Annotated in this window: 19 protein-coding genes; 17 read left to right on the top strand and 2 right to left on the bottom strand. The window is 35.1% G+C overall.

All coding sequences use genetic code 11. The features are described from left to right. The first annotated feature begins 34 nt into the window (after positions 1-34). From KQI71_RS05960 to KQI71_RS05905, 12 genes are all read left to right on the top strand, one after another. On the top strand, positions 35-304 hold the full coding sequence (locus KQI71_RS05960) for a pro-sigmaK processing inhibitor BofA family protein (RefSeq protein WP_216435013.1): 270 nt from the start codon (positions 35-37) through the stop codon (positions 302-304). Positions 305-408: 104 nt separating this feature from the next. Continuing rightward, positions 409-927 (top strand): prepilin peptidase, encoded by a 519-nt coding sequence (locus KQI71_RS05955; RefSeq protein WP_216435012.1) that lies wholly within the window; start codon positions 409-411, stop codon positions 925-927. Beyond that, positions 915-1757 carry a hypothetical protein gene (locus KQI71_RS05950; protein ID WP_216435011.1) on the top strand — a complete coding sequence of 281 codons (843 nt, stop codon included), beginning with the start codon at positions 915-917 and terminating at the stop codon, positions 1755-1757. The genes KQI71_RS05955 and KQI71_RS05950 overlap by 13 nt, the downstream gene beginning before the upstream one ends. Continuing rightward, on the top strand, positions 1754-2986 hold the full coding sequence (locus tag KQI71_RS05945) for a CpaF family protein (protein ID WP_216435010.1): 1233 nt from the start codon (positions 1754-1756) through the stop codon (positions 2984-2986). The genes KQI71_RS05950 and KQI71_RS05945 overlap by 4 nt, the downstream gene beginning before the upstream one ends. After that, positions 2925-3689, top strand: a complete 765-nt coding sequence (locus tag KQI71_RS05940) for a type II secretion system F family protein (protein WP_216435009.1) — start codon at positions 2925-2927, stop codon at positions 3687-3689. Before KQI71_RS05945 ends, KQI71_RS05940 begins: the two co-directional genes overlap by 62 nt. Then, positions 3679-4995, top strand: a complete 1317-nt coding sequence (locus KQI71_RS05935) for a secretion protein F (RefSeq protein WP_253287962.1) — start codon at positions 3679-3681, stop codon at positions 4993-4995. Before KQI71_RS05940 ends, KQI71_RS05935 begins: the two co-directional genes overlap by 11 nt. 13 nt (positions 4996-5008) lie before the next feature. Next, positions 5009-5170, top strand: coding sequence for a Flp1 family type IVb pilin (locus KQI71_RS05930; RefSeq protein WP_216435007.1), 162 nt, complete (start codon positions 5009-5011; stop codon positions 5168-5170). Beyond that, the gene (locus KQI71_RS05925) at positions 5167-6687 is read left to right on the top strand and encodes a DUF5702 domain-containing protein (protein WP_253287961.1); all 1521 of its coding nucleotides are present in this window, start codon (positions 5167-5169) and stop codon (positions 6685-6687) included. The genes KQI71_RS05930 and KQI71_RS05925 overlap by 4 nt, the downstream gene beginning before the upstream one ends. 19 nt (positions 6688-6706) lie before the next feature. After that, positions 6707-7558, top strand: coding sequence for a pilus assembly protein (locus KQI71_RS05920; RefSeq protein ID WP_216435006.1), 852 nt, complete (start codon positions 6707-6709; stop codon positions 7556-7558). Beyond that, positions 7546-8061 (top strand): TadE family protein, encoded by a 516-nt coding sequence (locus KQI71_RS05915; protein WP_216435005.1) that lies wholly within the window; start codon positions 7546-7548, stop codon positions 8059-8061. Before KQI71_RS05920 ends, KQI71_RS05915 begins: the two co-directional genes overlap by 13 nt. Next, the gene (locus KQI71_RS05910) at positions 8036-9208 is read left to right on the top strand and encodes a DUF6382 domain-containing protein (RefSeq protein WP_216435004.1); all 1173 of its coding nucleotides are present in this window, start codon (positions 8036-8038) and stop codon (positions 9206-9208) included. The genes KQI71_RS05915 and KQI71_RS05910 overlap by 26 nt, the downstream gene beginning before the upstream one ends. 63 nt (positions 9209-9271) lie before the next feature. Beyond that, on the top strand, positions 9272-10195 hold the full coding sequence (locus tag KQI71_RS05905) for a rhomboid family intramembrane serine protease (RefSeq protein WP_216435003.1): 924 nt from the start codon (positions 9272-9274) through the stop codon (positions 10193-10195). Here the strand turns inward: KQI71_RS05905 and KQI71_RS05900 are convergent. Continuing rightward, on the bottom strand, positions 10146-10838 hold the full coding sequence (locus tag KQI71_RS05900; RefSeq protein ID WP_216435002.1) for a sensor histidine kinase: 693 nt from the start codon (positions 10836-10838) through the stop codon (positions 10146-10148). The genes KQI71_RS05905 and KQI71_RS05900 overlap by 50 nt on opposite strands. Before the next feature lie 166 nt (positions 10839-11004). On the opposite strand from KQI71_RS05900, the gene dnaX reads away from it, so the two are divergent. From dnaX to recR, 3 genes are all read left to right on the top strand, one after another. Further along, entirely contained in the window at positions 11005-12606 is a 1602-nt protein-coding gene (gene dnaX, locus KQI71_RS05895; RefSeq protein ID WP_216435001.1) for a DNA polymerase III subunit gamma/tau, read from the top strand. An 86-nt stretch (positions 12607-12692) separates the two neighbouring features. Then, positions 12693-13043 (top strand): YbaB/EbfC family nucleoid-associated protein, encoded by a 351-nt coding sequence (locus KQI71_RS05890; protein WP_216435000.1) that lies wholly within the window; start codon positions 12693-12695, stop codon positions 13041-13043. Between the two features lie 6 nt (positions 13044-13049). Beyond that, positions 13050-13646 (top strand): recombination mediator RecR, encoded by a 597-nt coding sequence (gene recR, locus KQI71_RS05885; protein WP_216434999.1) that lies wholly within the window; start codon positions 13050-13052, stop codon positions 13644-13646. A gap of 73 nt (positions 13647-13719) precedes the next feature. Here recR and KQI71_RS05880 read toward each other — a convergent pair whose 3' ends face one another. Beyond that, entirely contained in the window at positions 13720-14547 is an 828-nt protein-coding gene (locus KQI71_RS05880; protein WP_216434998.1) for an AraC family transcriptional regulator, read from the bottom strand. A 231-nt stretch (positions 14548-14778) separates the two neighbouring features. Between KQI71_RS05880 and KQI71_RS05875 the strand changes: the two genes are divergently transcribed. Together KQI71_RS05875 and KQI71_RS05870 are read left to right on the top strand one after the other, a co-directional pair. Then, positions 14779-15471, top strand: a complete 693-nt coding sequence (locus tag KQI71_RS05875; RefSeq protein ID WP_216434997.1) for a Gfo/Idh/MocA family protein — start codon at positions 14779-14781, stop codon at positions 15469-15471. Then, entirely contained in the window at positions 15459-15905 is a 447-nt protein-coding gene (locus KQI71_RS05870) for a Gfo/Idh/MocA family oxidoreductase (RefSeq protein ID WP_216434996.1), read from the top strand. The genes KQI71_RS05875 and KQI71_RS05870 overlap by 13 nt, the downstream gene beginning before the upstream one ends. Positions 15906-15914 lie beyond the last annotated feature (9 nt).

The following is a 15914-nucleotide window of genomic DNA, read 5'->3' as shown; positions in this document are numbered from 1 at the left end:
TGTAACATAGGATTACATAAGGAGGGATTTTTTTATGGAACAAAATGAAATGTTATTTTATGTCATGGCAATTGGTTGTATGTTATGCGTCATGTTTGGAATTTATAAAAATCCAGCGTATCTTTTGATTTTGATTGTCCGAGGAACTTTATGTTCTATTTTGATTTACGGAATTCGTGTGTTATGTGTCAAGAATGGAATTCATGCACCGGTAGATGTAAATCTTTTTTCAATTGGAACAGGAGCACTGCTTGGAATTCCAGGGATTGTAGTTTTATATGTAGCAGGAATTTTGATTACATAATATTGAACAATGTATTTTTTTAATAAAATCATAAAAAACTATGGACAAATATATGGAATAAATGTAAAATAATGGAACAAAGGAAAAAGGAGGAGGGAAGAGACATGATTGTATGGATGTTTATTTTTTTATTTGCAGCGGTCTTTTTTGACTGGAGAGATTTTAAGATTCCAAATCTGTTAACGGGAGGAGGTGCACTGATTACAGCAGGTATTTGTCTTTATTATGGATATCGATTAAAGGATCTTCTTCCGGGAACAGTAATTCCATTTATTTTGTGTATCGGACTTTTTTATCTTGGAGTGCTTGGAGGCGGTGATGTTAAACTTCTTATGGTGTGCGGGATGCCGCTTGGAGGAAGACTTGTTATTCAGCTTCTCGTGTTGTCATTTTTCTGGAATGGCCTTTACGCCGCAATTTTTTTATGGCAGCACAAAGCATTTCGTCAGAGATTTTCTTATCTCTATCATTTCATTTCCACATGCCTGAAATCAGGGCATATTCATTCCTATGACAATGTACAGGTTAGCAGTAGCAAAGATGCTTATTTACATTTTTCCGTTGGAGTTCTTTTGGCTTATCTTACGATGTATGCAGGAGGGATGCTGTTATGGATGTTCTGAAAAGAGAGATCTGTACTGGGATCTATCATCCGGATAAACGTTATGGCAAGCGGCTGATGGAGTATTTAAACCATCAGAAACAATATCCGATGACGGTTTGTTTTTTTGAAGATGAAGAACAACTCTATGAAAAAGAACAAGAAGGAATGTTTCAATGTCTAATTCTTTCAGAGTCTTCCCATTATTGTGGAGAAGTTCCTGCATATCGAATTCAGAATGAAAATTTTCCAAGTGCAGCGCAGGTTGCAAAAGATTTATACGATTATATGAATATGCAGCGCTTGGAGGAACCAATGATTTATGGGGTTTACTCTCCATCTTCTAGAATAGAAACAACGCAACTTTCTTTGGAAATTGCTAAAAGATATGAAATGATGTATCTTGGCATGCAACCATATCATCGATTTATGGCACAAGAGGAAGAAACAGATGAGCTGCTTTTTCAGATACGTGAACGAAAAGAAAACTGTGCAGAATATTTTCGCGCACATGCACAACTTTTAGAGGGAGTAATGGGTTATCCAGGGGCTGGGTGTTATATGGACTATCGTCAACTTTCTATAGAAGATTTTCAATATTTTTTTCAGGAAATTCGTAAAGCACAGATTTTGCTTGTGATTGATGCTGGAACAGCCTGTCTTCCGGGACCTGTATTTTTCTCACTTTTTGACAAGGTATATATTCCGGTAACAGAACAGGAAACAAAAACACAAGCTTATTTGAATTTTATAAAGCAGACGAATCGTTATGGAGGAAAAAGTCGTGGAAAGATGGAAGAAATATTATTAAGAAAAAATCGTTCGATGAAGGAAGTGGCAAAGGGATTATGAAGGAATGGATAAAAAATAAGGTAATGGAACGTCTGGATTTTACAATGGATATTACAGATAAGGAACTTCAGGATGTGATTCAGGAAGAAATTTTAAAAGTTTCCAGAAACAATCCAATGCTTCTTGAGGAAAAAGTAAAATTAAGTCGGGATGTATTTTATGGATTGCGTAAGTTAGATATTTTGCAGGATCTTTTGGAAGATGAGGAAGTAACAGAAATTATGATTAATGGATATGATCATATTTTCATTGAACGGAGTGGAAAATTGTTTCGTTATCCTCATGCCTTTTCTGGTGAGGACAAGTTATATCAAGTTATTCAACAGATAGCAGCAAGAGCAAATCGTATTGTTAATGAAATGCAGCCAATTGTAGATGCCAGATTGGAAGATGGTTCTCGAGTAAATATTATTTTGCCGCCAATTTCATTGGATGGAGCAACGATGACAATTCGAAAATTTGCAAGTGAGCCAATGACTTTAGAATGGCTTTATGAAAGAAAAGCTTTTTCTAGAGAGATTGGAGAGTTTTTAAAGATTCTTGTACAGGCAAGATATAACATTTTTATTTCTGGAGGAACAGGGAGTGGGAAGACAACTTTGTTGAATGGTCTATCGAATTGTATTCCAAAAAATGAAAGAATTATGACAATTGAGGATTCAGCAGAATTGCGATTGAATGGGATAGAAAATATGGTTCGGCTGGAAATGAGAAATGCAAATGTGGCTGGAGAACATCAAGTAGACATGAAAGATTTAATTAAAGCAGCTCTTAGATCCAGACCCGACAGAATTATTGTAGGAGAAGTCAGAGGAGAAGAAGCTTTGTCGATGTTAAATGCTATGAATACCGGTCATGATGGAAGTATCTCAACTGGTCATGCGAATGGAACGGCAGATATGCTGCGAAGAATTGAAACAATGGTTCTTATGGGAATTGATATGCCGGTAGGAGCAATTCGTGGACAAATGGCTTCAGCCATTGATATCATTGTGCATCTTGGCAGACTGCCCGATGGCAGAAGGAGATTGATGGAAATTGTAGAAGTTGGTGAAATTTATGATGGAGAGATAGCAGTACGTCCCTTATTTTTTCTTGATGAAAATGGAAATATGAAAACTGGAAAGAAACTTAAAAACATAAGAAAGTTAAAGGAGTATGGACAGTATGCAAATTATGAAACACTTATGGAAAGAATTTCCCAACGAGATTCGACAGTGGAGATATGAGAAAAAACAATTGTTATATGGCATATTGCTTGGACTATTTATCTGTTGGTTATTTTATGATCGCATTTTCTTAATTATGTTTATGGCTCCATTTTTGTTTCCATGGATGAAATATCAAAGAAAGAAAAAATTCAAAAAGCAAAGAGAAAATCTTCGAAAAGATTTCAGGGAAATGATGCTTTTGATCAGTAATGGACTTTCTGTTGGATATTCTATGGAAAATGCATTGAAAATGGCATGTGCAGAATTGAAACATCAGCAACAACAAGACGAAAGTTTGCTTGTAAAAGAATTAGAAATGTTAACAACTTCATTGAAAGTTAATGAACCTGTCGATAAGAGGCTTCTTGTTATGGCGGATCGTATTCAGCTTGAAGAACTTGCTCAGTTTGCAGAGATTGTATCGATTGTCAGAAGAAATGGTGGAAATTTAATTGAAATCATAGGGAAAAGTGCAGATCATTTAAATCAGACAATGCAAATTAAAGAAGAGATTGATACGATGACTGCAGCAAAGAGAATGGAAAAGAAAATTATGTCGATTATGCCTTATGGAATTCTTCTATATGTAAGACTTGCGACTCCAGGGTATTTTGAAAATCTTTATGAAAGTATTCCAGGAATTTTGCTTTCCACGGTAAGTCTTGCGCTTTTGGCAGTAGCGAATGTTTGGGCAGAAAGGGTGGTGGCCATTGAAGCATAAATGGACCAGAAAGATTGTAGGAAAATTGCCGCAAACTTTTGTGGAGGAACGAAAAAAAGTAATTAAAAATTCATTTGCTGGTAATAGAAAGCAGCTCGAGGAACAGGTAATAGAAAGTCTGTGCAGGCAAGTTCGTCAGGTTCTTATTTTCGCTATTATTTTTATCATTGGTTTGGCAGCAATGGCTGTAGCATATGTGACGCAGGATCGTGAAATTGTAATTACAAGAAATGATCGAGGGGAAGATGCAAAAGAAGAGTCTCTTGAAATCAAAACAAAAGAAGGAAAGGAAACTTATCAACTTGAAGTTCGTCCAAGAGGTTATAAAAAAAGTGAAATAACACAGGTATTAAAAAGGGGTAAGAAATACTTAGAAAAGTATTTAAAAGGAAATAATAAATCCTTAAATGAAGTCAAAGAAAATCTGAATATGCCAGAGCAGATACCTGGAGAAAATATACAGCTTCAATGGGAAAGTGATGATCTTACCATAATTAATACGGAAGGTAAAGTTTTTTTGGATGATGTAAAAAGTCCGGTAATTGTATGGATAACAGCGAGAATGAAATGCCAAGGGCAAGAAGAAATTTTTAAGACACCAGTTTGTGTCGTTCCAAGGAAAGGAAAGAAAAAAGTAACACAAGCAGATAAGCTTATGGCAATGATTAGAAAAATGGAAGAAAATAATTTAACGAAACAGAAATTTTCGATTCCAAAGGAAATAGAGGGAAACAAAATTTCTGTGGAAGGAGAGAATCAAAAATTTCCAACCATCATTTTCCTTGGAATTTTTATTATTGTGTATTTATGGTACCGGGAAAATGAACGTTATAAAAAGCAGGCTATTGTTGTAAAGGCAGAAGCGCGCAGAGAATACCCAATTATTATCAGTAAACTTGTTTTGTATTTGGAAATTGGAATGAGTGTACCAAATGTGTTTGAAGAAATTTATAAAGAATATAAAAAAAGCGGACGATCGATGTTTGTTTATGAAGTAATAGGAAAATGCTGCCGGCAGATTTCCTTTGGGGTTTCTCAAGTAGAAGTTTTTCAAGAGTTGGGAGATCAGCTGGATTTAGCATCTTACCGAAAGCTTTCCTCAATGCTTGCTCAGAGTATTACAAGAGGGTCAGATGATCTTTTTATACGCCTGAAAGCAGAAGAAGAGGATGCTTTTTTTGAAAGAAAGGAATATGCAAAACAGCAGGGAGAGGAGGCGAGTACGAAACTGCTGGCACCAATGATCTTAATGCTGGTTATTATTTTGACATTGTTAATGTTTCCAGCATTGTCCACATTTTCATAGGAGGGAAATTACCATGAGAAGTTTTTTAAAAGATGAATCAGGAATGGGCGTTGTAGAAGTTATTTTGATCATTGTTGTATTAATTGGTTTGGTTATTATTTTTCAGTCTAATATTCAAAAAGTAGTAAAAAATATTTTCAAGACAATTACAGAAAAATCAGGAAGTGTAAAATGATAAGAATCTTACGGGATGAAAGAGGAAGTATGAGTATCTTTCTTGCCAGCCTGTTTCTTGTATTTTTACTTTTAATTAGTATCTGTGTAGAAGGTGTGTATTTGTATGTGGGAAAAGGGAAAGCAATGGGAGCCTATATGGCGGGGCTTTCCCATACCCGCGGTAATTATCAAAAAGAACTAGAAGAAATGTATCATGTTTACGGAATGGACCAAAGGTATAGAAAAGAAATAGAAAAAGATTTTACAGAAAAAATAAAAAGGAGTCTTGAAGAAAGTCGTGATACTTTTCGATTTGAAGTTGGGAATACACAGATATCTAATGATGTTTTTCTAACGGATGAAGAAGGAGAAGTTTTGAAATATCAGATTCGGCAGTTTATGAAATATCAAATGCCGGCGGATCTTTTGACTGCATGGAAAGAAAAGTGGAAAGAAAAGGAAGAGTCCGGAAAAGAAATTCCAAAAATTCAAGAAAAGATGGATAAGGAAGAAAAGGAGAGCAAAGAAAAAGAAGAAAAAATGAAGGAGGAAGAAAAAAAGAAAGAAGAAGAAAAAAAGAAAGAGAAAACAAAAAAGAAAAAAGTAAAAACACAAGCGAAGGAAGAAAAAAAGAAAGAAGATCCAAGGACAGGATTTATGGGATTATTGAGACAGGGATCCGTCTCCCTTGTGCTTGGACAAAAAGAAGTTTCTTCACTGTCAGTACCAATAGAATATGGAAAAAAAGATGAGTCTGAACAAAAGTCCTGGAATTTTATGGAGAAAGAAGATAGCAAAAATCAGATGAATGAACTTAGTAAAAAGACAGAATCACCAAGTCTTGTCTCAGAATTTCCAGGGATTATGTATGGAGTCCAATATTTTCATAATCTGACATCGAAGGAAAAGAAGGAAGGGTTGCAATATGAAGTGGAATATTTGATTGCAGGAAAAGATACGGAAAAAGATAATCTTGGTTCTGTATTCTGGAGAATCATTGCACTTAGATTTGTAACAAATATAGCATATGTGTATACAAATGCAAAATTTCAGGAAGAAGCGATGTTGCTTGCCACTTCTATTTTGGGTATTACTGCGATGCCGACATTGATTACAGTAGCAAAACATTTATTGCTGCTTGCACTTGCTTATGGAGAGTCTGTGATTGATGTAAGAAATCTTGCAGAAGGAAAGAAAGTACCGCTTTTAAAAAGTGAGGCAACATGGCAGTTAGAATTTTCGCAGCTTGCAGGATTAAACTGTCAGAGGAAACCGGTAGAAAATGGAGTTTCATATAAAGATTATCTTGGACTGCTTTTGGTTATGCAGGCTGAAAAGATGGAAAAATACAAAAGAATGATGGATCTCATGGAAGCAAATGTAAAGCAGAAATTACCAGATTTTAAAATGAATCAGACAGTAGCTGCTTGTCAGATGAAACTAGATATAAAACTTAGAAAACTGGCATTTGGAGGAATGAAACTACCGACACCTGCAAAACAGGAATGGACGTTTCAAAGGGTAGTATCTTATTAAAGGAAGGAGGCAGAAAGAGATGTTCTCTTGCCAAAAATATTTCTCAATGAAGGTAACTCAAAATGATAAACAAGGAACCAGAAAAATCAAGAGGGCATCTTTTTCTGCCTCAGAAAAAGGTGCTATGACAGCTGAAGCAAGTCTAGTTGTTCCATTATTTCTATTTGTTTTATTGCTCGTCTTATCGGCTGCAGAAATGCTGATGATTCATGGACAGGTTGCACATGGATTGAAAGAAGTTGTACGCCAAGCCGCGATAAATGATTATGTGGCTTCGAAAAAGGGAAAGGAGATTCAGCTTGCTTCAAAGGAGATTTCAAAACTTGGATTTTTAAATAGTGTGAATAAAAAATTTTTAGATCATTCTTCTCTTGTTGGTGGAAGTGCCGTGCTTCCTTTTTCTACTTTGATTTCATTGAATGATCAGAGAGAATATGAAGCTACGGTAATTTATACTATAAAAAAAGAATTGCCGTTTCTTCCGGCAATCACAAAAACATTTACACAAAAAATTCGTCAAAAGTCAATGACTGGATATGTTCCAAAGAAAGATGACAGTGTAGAAGGAACTGTATATGTAACACCAAATCAAAGTGTTTACCATACAGATATTAATTGTACACATCTTGTTCTGGATATCTCCGTAGATGATGATGTAGAAAAATATTTATCTGGAAAAACAAAATACAAAGAGTGTGAGAAGTGTACAAAAAAACATAAAGACAAGGAGGATATTTCATGTTTGTATGTGGCAAAAGAAGGAGATGCCTATCATACCGATATCACATGCAGTGGTCTCAAAAGAACAGTATATCAGAAAGACAAAAGCAAAATAAAAGGGTTAGGACCTTGTCAGAGATGTGGACGTTAGAGGATGGTTATATCACAGTGGAAACCAGCTTGCTGCTTCCAGTAGTATTTACAATCTTTCTTCTATTTATATTTTATGCTTGTTATTTTATGAACTGTGGAATTATTTGTGGGACGATGGAAAATGTGGCATTAAAAGCAGCAGATACAGCCATGGGAAATGATTATAAGACAGGAAAGATTTCTTATAAGGAAAAGAATAAAGAAAGCCTGTATGGTGAAATATTTTCAAATAAGAATGATTATGCTGGTAAGGTAAAAGAGGAAATTGAAGAAAATTTAAAGACGCATTTATTTTTGGAAAATGTAGAAAAGGTAAAAGTAAAGTGTACAGATTCGGAAATAACAGTAGATGTGACAGCAAATATGGAAATTCCGGGAACACAATTATTAGAATTATTTCAGATAAAGGCATTTTATTATAAGGGGAATTATAAAGTAAATAATTTAACAGAAATTGACCAGATAAGGAGGTGGAATGTTATTGAAAGAGCAATGGATTAGGGAAGGTCTTTCCAGTTATTATATTGTTGAGAAAACAACTTCTGTTTCTTATGAAAAAAATATTTTAAAAAATCACTCTTTGGAATGTCTTCTTCCTTGTGAATTCCGAATGGAAAATGGAAGAGAATATTATTGCTTTGAAACTGGAATTTATACACCATTAACAGAAAAAATAGAAGAGATAGAACCGAGGTCTTTTTTCTATGATTTTTTTTCTTCCATGGAACTGGCAGAATCCTATCTTTTGAATCTAGATCATTTAAAAATTCAGAAGGACTTTATTTTTCTGACAAAAAATCAAAAACCAGTATTTTGTTATCTTCCAGAATATGAAGAAAATATTTTTGAACAATTAAGACAGTTTTTGGAAGATTGTATGGAAATGATTTCTTATGAAGATAAACAGAAAGTGCGTTTTTATTATGAGTTTCATAGCTTCCTTGTAAAAGAGAAACCAAATATGGAACAGGTAAAAAATTATCTGAAGCCACAGCCCAAGGAATTAAAACAACTGCAATTACCAGAACAAGAGGAAGAAGAACAGATCAAACAAGAAATAATACAACCAAGAAAGAAAAAAGATATGGCTTTCATGATTTTATCAGCACTTCTTTTTTTGATTGCAATCGCAATTGCAATTTCATATGCAATTCGAATTTTTTTGTTTGGATTTTATTATAAATTTGTTCTTGGTTTTATAATTGCGCTTGGATGTTTTATTGGATCTTTGTGCTATTTTTGTTATAAGTTAAGTGCAAAGCGGTCTAAAGTTCATGACATTTCTGTTTTGCAGGAAGAAGAAAGAACTCAATTGTTAGAAGACGATCAGAAAACAGAATTATTAATGGAAGATCCACTTGGTTATCTGATACCAAAAAAAGAAGATGAAGAAAAAATCTGCATTTCCTGTGATGGCTTTTTGATTGGAAGTCTTTTGGAGGGAAATGATTATATTCTTGAAAAGACAGGTGTGAGTCGAAGACATTTGAAGTTTTTTTTGAAAGATGAAAATGTATGGATAGAAGATCTTGATTCTACAAATGGAACAAAGATTAACGGAAAGAAAATAAAAAAACATCAATTGAAAGAAGGAGATCAAATAAAAATTGCAAAAGAAGAATACCTGTTCACTCAGACTCAGGATTAGACAGTGTATTAGATTCCATGGTACAATGATCGCAAAGAAGTAAGAAAGATTCAGGGGGCGTTTATGTATCAAAAAATAATTCAATTATTGGAGATTCATGGATATCAACAGGTAAGTACAAAAGCTGGACCATGTTATACGAAAAAACTGAATGGAAAGACAAAGGGGATTTTTGTTATTTATGATGAAAATCCAGATGGAAGTTTAGTTTCCGAAGAAGATTTAAAATCATTAGTTAAAGAAGGAAAAGAATCACTTGGATTTTATGTTCCGATTTTGATTATTGTTCTTTCTGAACACGGAAATCATGCATTTTTAGACCCGGAAAATCAATTTTCAGAATTATATAAACCAGTTTCTGCAATGTTATATGCCATGAGAGAAGAAAAAGCAGAGAAAAAAGAAAAGATTTCTTTTGGAAGTTTTAAGGTCACGATTCTTCTTACAATAATTAATATTTTACTGTTTCTTTTATGTGAATGGAATGGAGAAAAGATTTACGCTCTTTGGGGATGCCGATCAGATTTTGTTTTAAAAGAACACCAATTTTATCGCTTACTTACTTCCAATTATCTTCATTATGGACTGGACCACATTGCCAATAATATGATTGTCTTTGTGTTGCTTGGTTCAAGACTTGAAAAGATTATGGGAAGCATCCGGTATTTGATTTTATATACAGCTTCAGGAATTTTTGGCAGTCTGGTTTCTGTTCTTTATTATGGAATGCTTGGAGATCATACAATGTCTGTTGGAGCTTCCGGAGCAATTTTTGGAATTTGTGGAGCATTGGCAGCAATATTTTTATGTAAAAGAAAACAATTAAACGATTTTGATGGACCATGGATTTTTATTATGATTGCAGGAAGTCTGTACCACGGTTTTCAAAGCAGTGGTACAGACAATGCAGCTCATATCGGGGGATGTGTTGCAGGATTTATACTGGCCTTTGTTTTGTATGTTCTCTGGCCGGAAAAACAAGGGTAAAGGTTGTGCCTTGATTGATGGCAGAATCCATATGAATTTTAATATGCATTTCCTGTGCAATTTCATGAACAACAGACAGACCAATACCATTTCCTTTTGGAAGAAAGGAAACTCCACGGTAGAAAGCTCTTGTCTGTTGTTCTTTTGTCATACCAATTCCTGTATCAGAAATATTTAATACAATATGTCCCTGCTCCTGACTTAAATGAATGGTAATATTTGGTGATTTTGCAGGACCTTTCTTTTGTTCGATTGCTTTGACGCCATTTGATATTAGATTGTGGAACATTTGTAGGAGTTTGGATCTAGATCCGTAAACATAATAAGGTCCCGGAGGATTTGCCTGAATATAAAAGCCAATATTTTCACGATTCAAACGATAAGCCCAGGAAGAGCGGACTTCACGAAAGATTCCAATCAGATCTTGAGGTTCCATAGCAGCAGAAGCTGCATGAGCAGAAGGAGTAAGAACCTGTCGGATTAGATCAAATAAAGAAGAAAAATCTTCTTTCATTTGTTTCCAGTGTTCATCTTTTTTCAACTCTTCTTTCGTATTTTCTATGTACTGAAGCTGCCCGTAAATTAAGGTCAATGAATTATTTATCTCGTGTGAAAATGTCGTAAGCTCATAAGGCTGATTCATTTTTCATCTCTCCTGTCTATTTTTCTACTTATTATTATGAGCATAAAAAGATATGTCCGCAATGAAAACAGTCGGCAAAAGTTCGATGTTTTTTGCCCTTTTCCAATGGTTGTGATTATGTTACAATGTTTCAGAAGTAAAAAATCAGGAAGAAAGGAGGACCGTTATGTCTTATATGGCTTTATATCGAAAATTTCGACCGACTACATTTGATCAAGTGAAAGGTCAGGATCATATTGTAACAACACTAAAAAATCAGATTAAGACCGGGAGAATCGGACATGCTTATTTATTTTGTGGTACAAGAGGAACCGGAAAGACAACGGTAGCCAAGATTCTTGCAAAAGCGGTAAACTGTGAACATCCAGTGGATGGAGAACCATGCAATGAATGTGAAACCTGTAAGGAGATTATGGAAGGAAGTTCTATGAACGTCATCGAAATTGATGCGGCGTCTAATAATGGTGTTGATAATATCCGCGATATCAAAGAACAGGTACAGTATTCACCGGCTTCAGGAAAATATAAAGTATATATTATTGATGAGGTGCATATGCTCTCCATTGGAGCCTTTAATGCACTATTAAAAACATTGGAAGAACCACCGGAATATGTGATTTTTATTCTGGCAACAACAGAAGTTCATAAAATTCCAATTACTATTTTATCCAGATGTCAGCGTTATGATTTTCATCGTATTACAGCACAGACAATTCAGGATCAGCTTAGAAATTTGATGAATAAAGAGCAGGTAGAAGTTGAAGATAAGGCGCTTGCTTATATTGCAAGAATGGCAGATGGTTCCATGCGTGATGCGTTGAGTCTGATGGATCAGTGCATTGCCTTTTATCTTGGAAAAAAACTTACATATGACAACGCTCTTGAAGTTCTTGGAACTGTTGATATTCAAGTTTACAGTGATCTTCTGGATGATATCCTGGATCATAATATAACGGCAGTAATGGATCTTTTATCAGAAACTTCTCAACAAGGAAGGGAATGGTCCCAGTTTATTACAGATTTTCTCTGGTATTTGAGAAATCTTTTGCTTGTTGGAAAAGGAGCAGCTGCAGGAGAAGCACTTGATGTTTCTACAGACCAGTTAAAATTGCTGCAGGAAAAAGCAGAAAAGGTAAATGAAACAATGTTAATCCGCTATATCAGAATTTTATCAGATCTATTGAATGAGATTCGATTTGCAACTTCTAAGAGAGTTCTTGTTGAAGTAGAAATGATGAAACTTTGTCAGCCACAAATGGAATCTGATCAAGGTAGCATTCTTGAAAGAGTTCGTTTACTGGAAGGACAGTTGGAGAAGCTTTTAAAAGAGGGGATTACAGTTCAGGCAAATGTGCAAGAGAAAGAGGTACAGCCGATTCAGGAAAAAACGCAACAGCCCAAAAATGTAAGGCAGCAATTAGAAGAAAAGTTTCCAAAAGCTAAAGTGGAAGAATTAACAGAACTGGTAGATCATTGGAGAGATGTCAAAAGAAATCTTTCCCCGCAAATGAAATTTTGTCTTCAGCGAGCTACGCTGACAGTGAATGAAGATGGGACAGCTTTAAAAGTAATGTTTCCAAAAGAAATGAATGTGGAGAGTGGATATTTTCTTGATGAGCCAGAGAGAATTGAAACTTTGAGGCAGGAACTAAATCGACAGTCTGGAAGAGATGTCAATTTAGAAGTTGGAATTATAGAAAATCCACGGGATGATGCAGATATGATCAATCTAGATTGCATCCATATGGACGTAAAGATTGAGGAATAATGTTCGTGTGATCACTGAGCACTGGCATGAGATCATCAACCTGTAGTATAATAAAATAAAAAAGATAAATTCAGGAGGAAAAAAAGATGGCAAAACGAGGAGGATTTCCGGGAATGGGCGGAAATATGAATCAGTTAATGAAACAGGCACAGAAAATGCAGAAACAGATGGAGGAAACAAATAAGGAATTGGAAGAATCCACATATGAAGCAACTGCTGGCGGAGGAGTTGTAAAAGTTGTTGTATCTGGAAAGAAAGAAGTTGTTTCTGTGTCTTTAGAAGAAGAAGTTGTAGATCCAGATGATATTGAAATGTTGGAGGATTTAATTGTTGCAGCAACAAATGAAGCTCTTCGCAAAATGGAAGAAGATTCTCAGGCAAAGATGGGCAAGATTACTGGTGGCTTAGGTGGAATGGGCGGAGGATTCCCATTCTAAGAGATTATGGATTATTATAGCAATCAGATTACACAGCTGATTGAAGAACTTGGAAAGCTGCCTGGTATTGGACCAAAATCAGCAGGACGTTTGGCATTTCATATTATGAATATGCCAGAAGAGCAGGTAAAAAAACTTTCTGATACAATCATCAGCGCAAAAAGAAATGTCCATTATTGTAAAGAATGCTGCACATTAACGGATCAGGAACTTTGTCCGATCTGTGCCAGTGATAAGAGAGATCATAGTACGATTATGGTCGTAGAAAATACAAGAGATCTTATGGCGTATGAAAAGACTGGGAAATATGAAGGTGTTTATCATGTGCTTCACGGAGCAATTTCGCCAATGCTTGGGATCGGACCGGAAGATATCCGTTTAAAAGAATTAATGGCAAGACTTCAGGGAGATGTCAAAGAATTGATTCTTGCAACGAATTCCAGTTTAGAAGGTGAAACAACAGCGATGTATATCAGTAAGCTGGTAAAACCAACAGGAATTAAAGTCAGCAAAATTGCAAGCGGTGTACCGGTAGGAGGAGATCTTGAATATATAGATGAAGTTACCTTGCTTCGCGCACTGGAAGGCAGAACAGAAATTTAATAAAAATAAAAAGATATCGAATGATTGATCATTATCACTAGATATCTTTTTTTATTGCCATTTAAACAAAAAATTAAAAAGACATTTTTCGAAATTCAGAAGGACTCATGGATTCTTGTTTTCGAAATGCACGTGCAAAATGGGAAGCACTGTTAAAACCGCAAAGTTCACTGATTTCTTCTACCGTCTTTGTTGTTGTAAGAAGAAGTTGTTTCGCCTGACGAATTCGAAAAGAAAGAAGAAATCCATGAGGAGTATACCCTGTATATTGATAAAAACTACGGATAAAATGAGAGACACTAAGTCCGCAGGAGTGTGCAAGATCATTCAAATTTATTTCTTGGGCATAATGCTTTGTGATATAAGAAACCGAAGGATTTAATGGATGATCAGAAATCATTGTTGTATTTTCAGGAACAGCTAGTCGACTGAGAATAGAAGAAAAATTAGAAGAGACCTGATGTTCATTGATCAATGCTGTTTGTAGAGAGGTCAAAATAGATAAAAGGGAATGGCGAAGACTTTGTGTGTTTTCAAAAATTAATCCAAATTTCTCATGCAAAAAATCAACGTATTGTTGGCTGCCATTTCCATTGAAATGAAACCACAAAAATTCTGTAGGAGTAGTGCAGTAATATTTATGTGCAAAATGGCAATCAAGAAGAATGATTTGATTTTCAGAAGCTTCTGTAATTTGATTTTGGGTTTCTATATTGAAATTTCCATGAACGATATAGACAAGCAAAAATGAGTCGAGAAAATCTCTTTTAATACAATAGTCTTTTGTACAATAAAAATGTCCATATCTTGAAATATAGTAAAGAGATTCTCTGGCAAATTTTGATGGAGTTGTAAAATCCATAAAGGATGGTTCGATCACACCGCGGTCTTCAATTTTCATAAGAGATACTTCCTTTCTGTCATAAAAAATAATAAGTGAATACAGTATATCATAAAAAGTAATTTTTGTATAGAATATGAGCATTGATTGAAATGACATTTGAAGAATCAATGGCTATAATATAGTCAAACATCAGAAAAGAAAGAAACATAGATCAGGATAAATATGTAACTCATTTTCGTTGTATGGTAATGATGAAATGGTAATTAAAATTTTATGGAGGAAAAGAAGATGAAAGAAATTCGTATTGGACTTGTAGGTGCAGGATGGATGGGAAAAGCGCACAGTAGTGCATTTTTAGACGCACAGATGCTGTTTGGACCAGACTATGGAACCGCAGTTTTTGAAATGGTAGCAGATACAAATGAAGCAAGTGCAAAAGAGGCACAGCATAAGATTGGTTTTCAGAGAGTTACAACGGATTGGAAAGAATTGGTGACAGATCCAGATATCGATCTTGTAGATATCGCAACACCAAATGCCTTTCATTATGAAGTTGCAAAAGCAGCATTAGAAAACGGAAAAAATGTATATTGTGAAAAACCATTGTCAATTTCACCAGAAGAATCTAAAGAACTTGCACAGCTCGCGAAAGAAAAAGGGGTTATCAATTATGTAGGATTTAATAATACAATGAATCCGGCCAATGCGTATGTAAGAGAACTGGTACAGAGTGGAAGATTAGGAAAGATTATGCGCTTTACTGGAACTTATGATCAGGATCAGCTTTTGGATGAATCTCTTCCTATTATATGGAGACATATTAATAAACTGGCAGGATGTGGAGCATTAGGAGATCTTGGTTCTCATCTGTTAAGTGTTTCTCAGTTTATTATGGGAGATATTGCAGAAGTCAATGCGATGGCGACAACCGTATTTCCAAAGGACCTAAGAAAGCTGGATCCACTGAAATGGCTGATGTAGAAAATGAAGACATTATTACATTTATGGCAAAATATGCAAATGGAGCTGTTGGAACAATTGCTGCAAGTCGTGTAGCAACCGGACGTAAAAACTATCTTGCTTATGAAATTCAGGGAACGGAAGGATCTGTATTTTATGATCTGGAACGTATGGGAGAAGTACAAGTTTATTTAAAGTCTGATGATGAAGTAGATAGAGGATTTAGAACAGTATTGTTAAATCCAAAACATAAAGGATATTCTGCATTCCAGCCAGCAGGAGGAATTTCTATTGCATATAATGATATGAAGATCCTTGAAGTGCATGAGTTATTTGCAGCGCTGACAAAAGGAGAAGAGTACGCATGTGACTTTGAATTTGGATATAAGATTGATCGTACGGTAGGAGCAATTTTAAAGTCTGCAAAAACAAATGAATGGGTAAAAGTAAAATAAGAAGGAAGG

Source organism: Anaerostipes sp. MSJ-23, from assembly GCF_018918155.1.
GTDB lineage: Bacteria > Bacillota > Clostridia > Lachnospirales > Lachnospiraceae > Anaerostipes.
The sequence above is the reverse complement of the archived record's forward strand: the minus strand, read 5'-3'. Positions and strand labels throughout refer to the sequence as shown.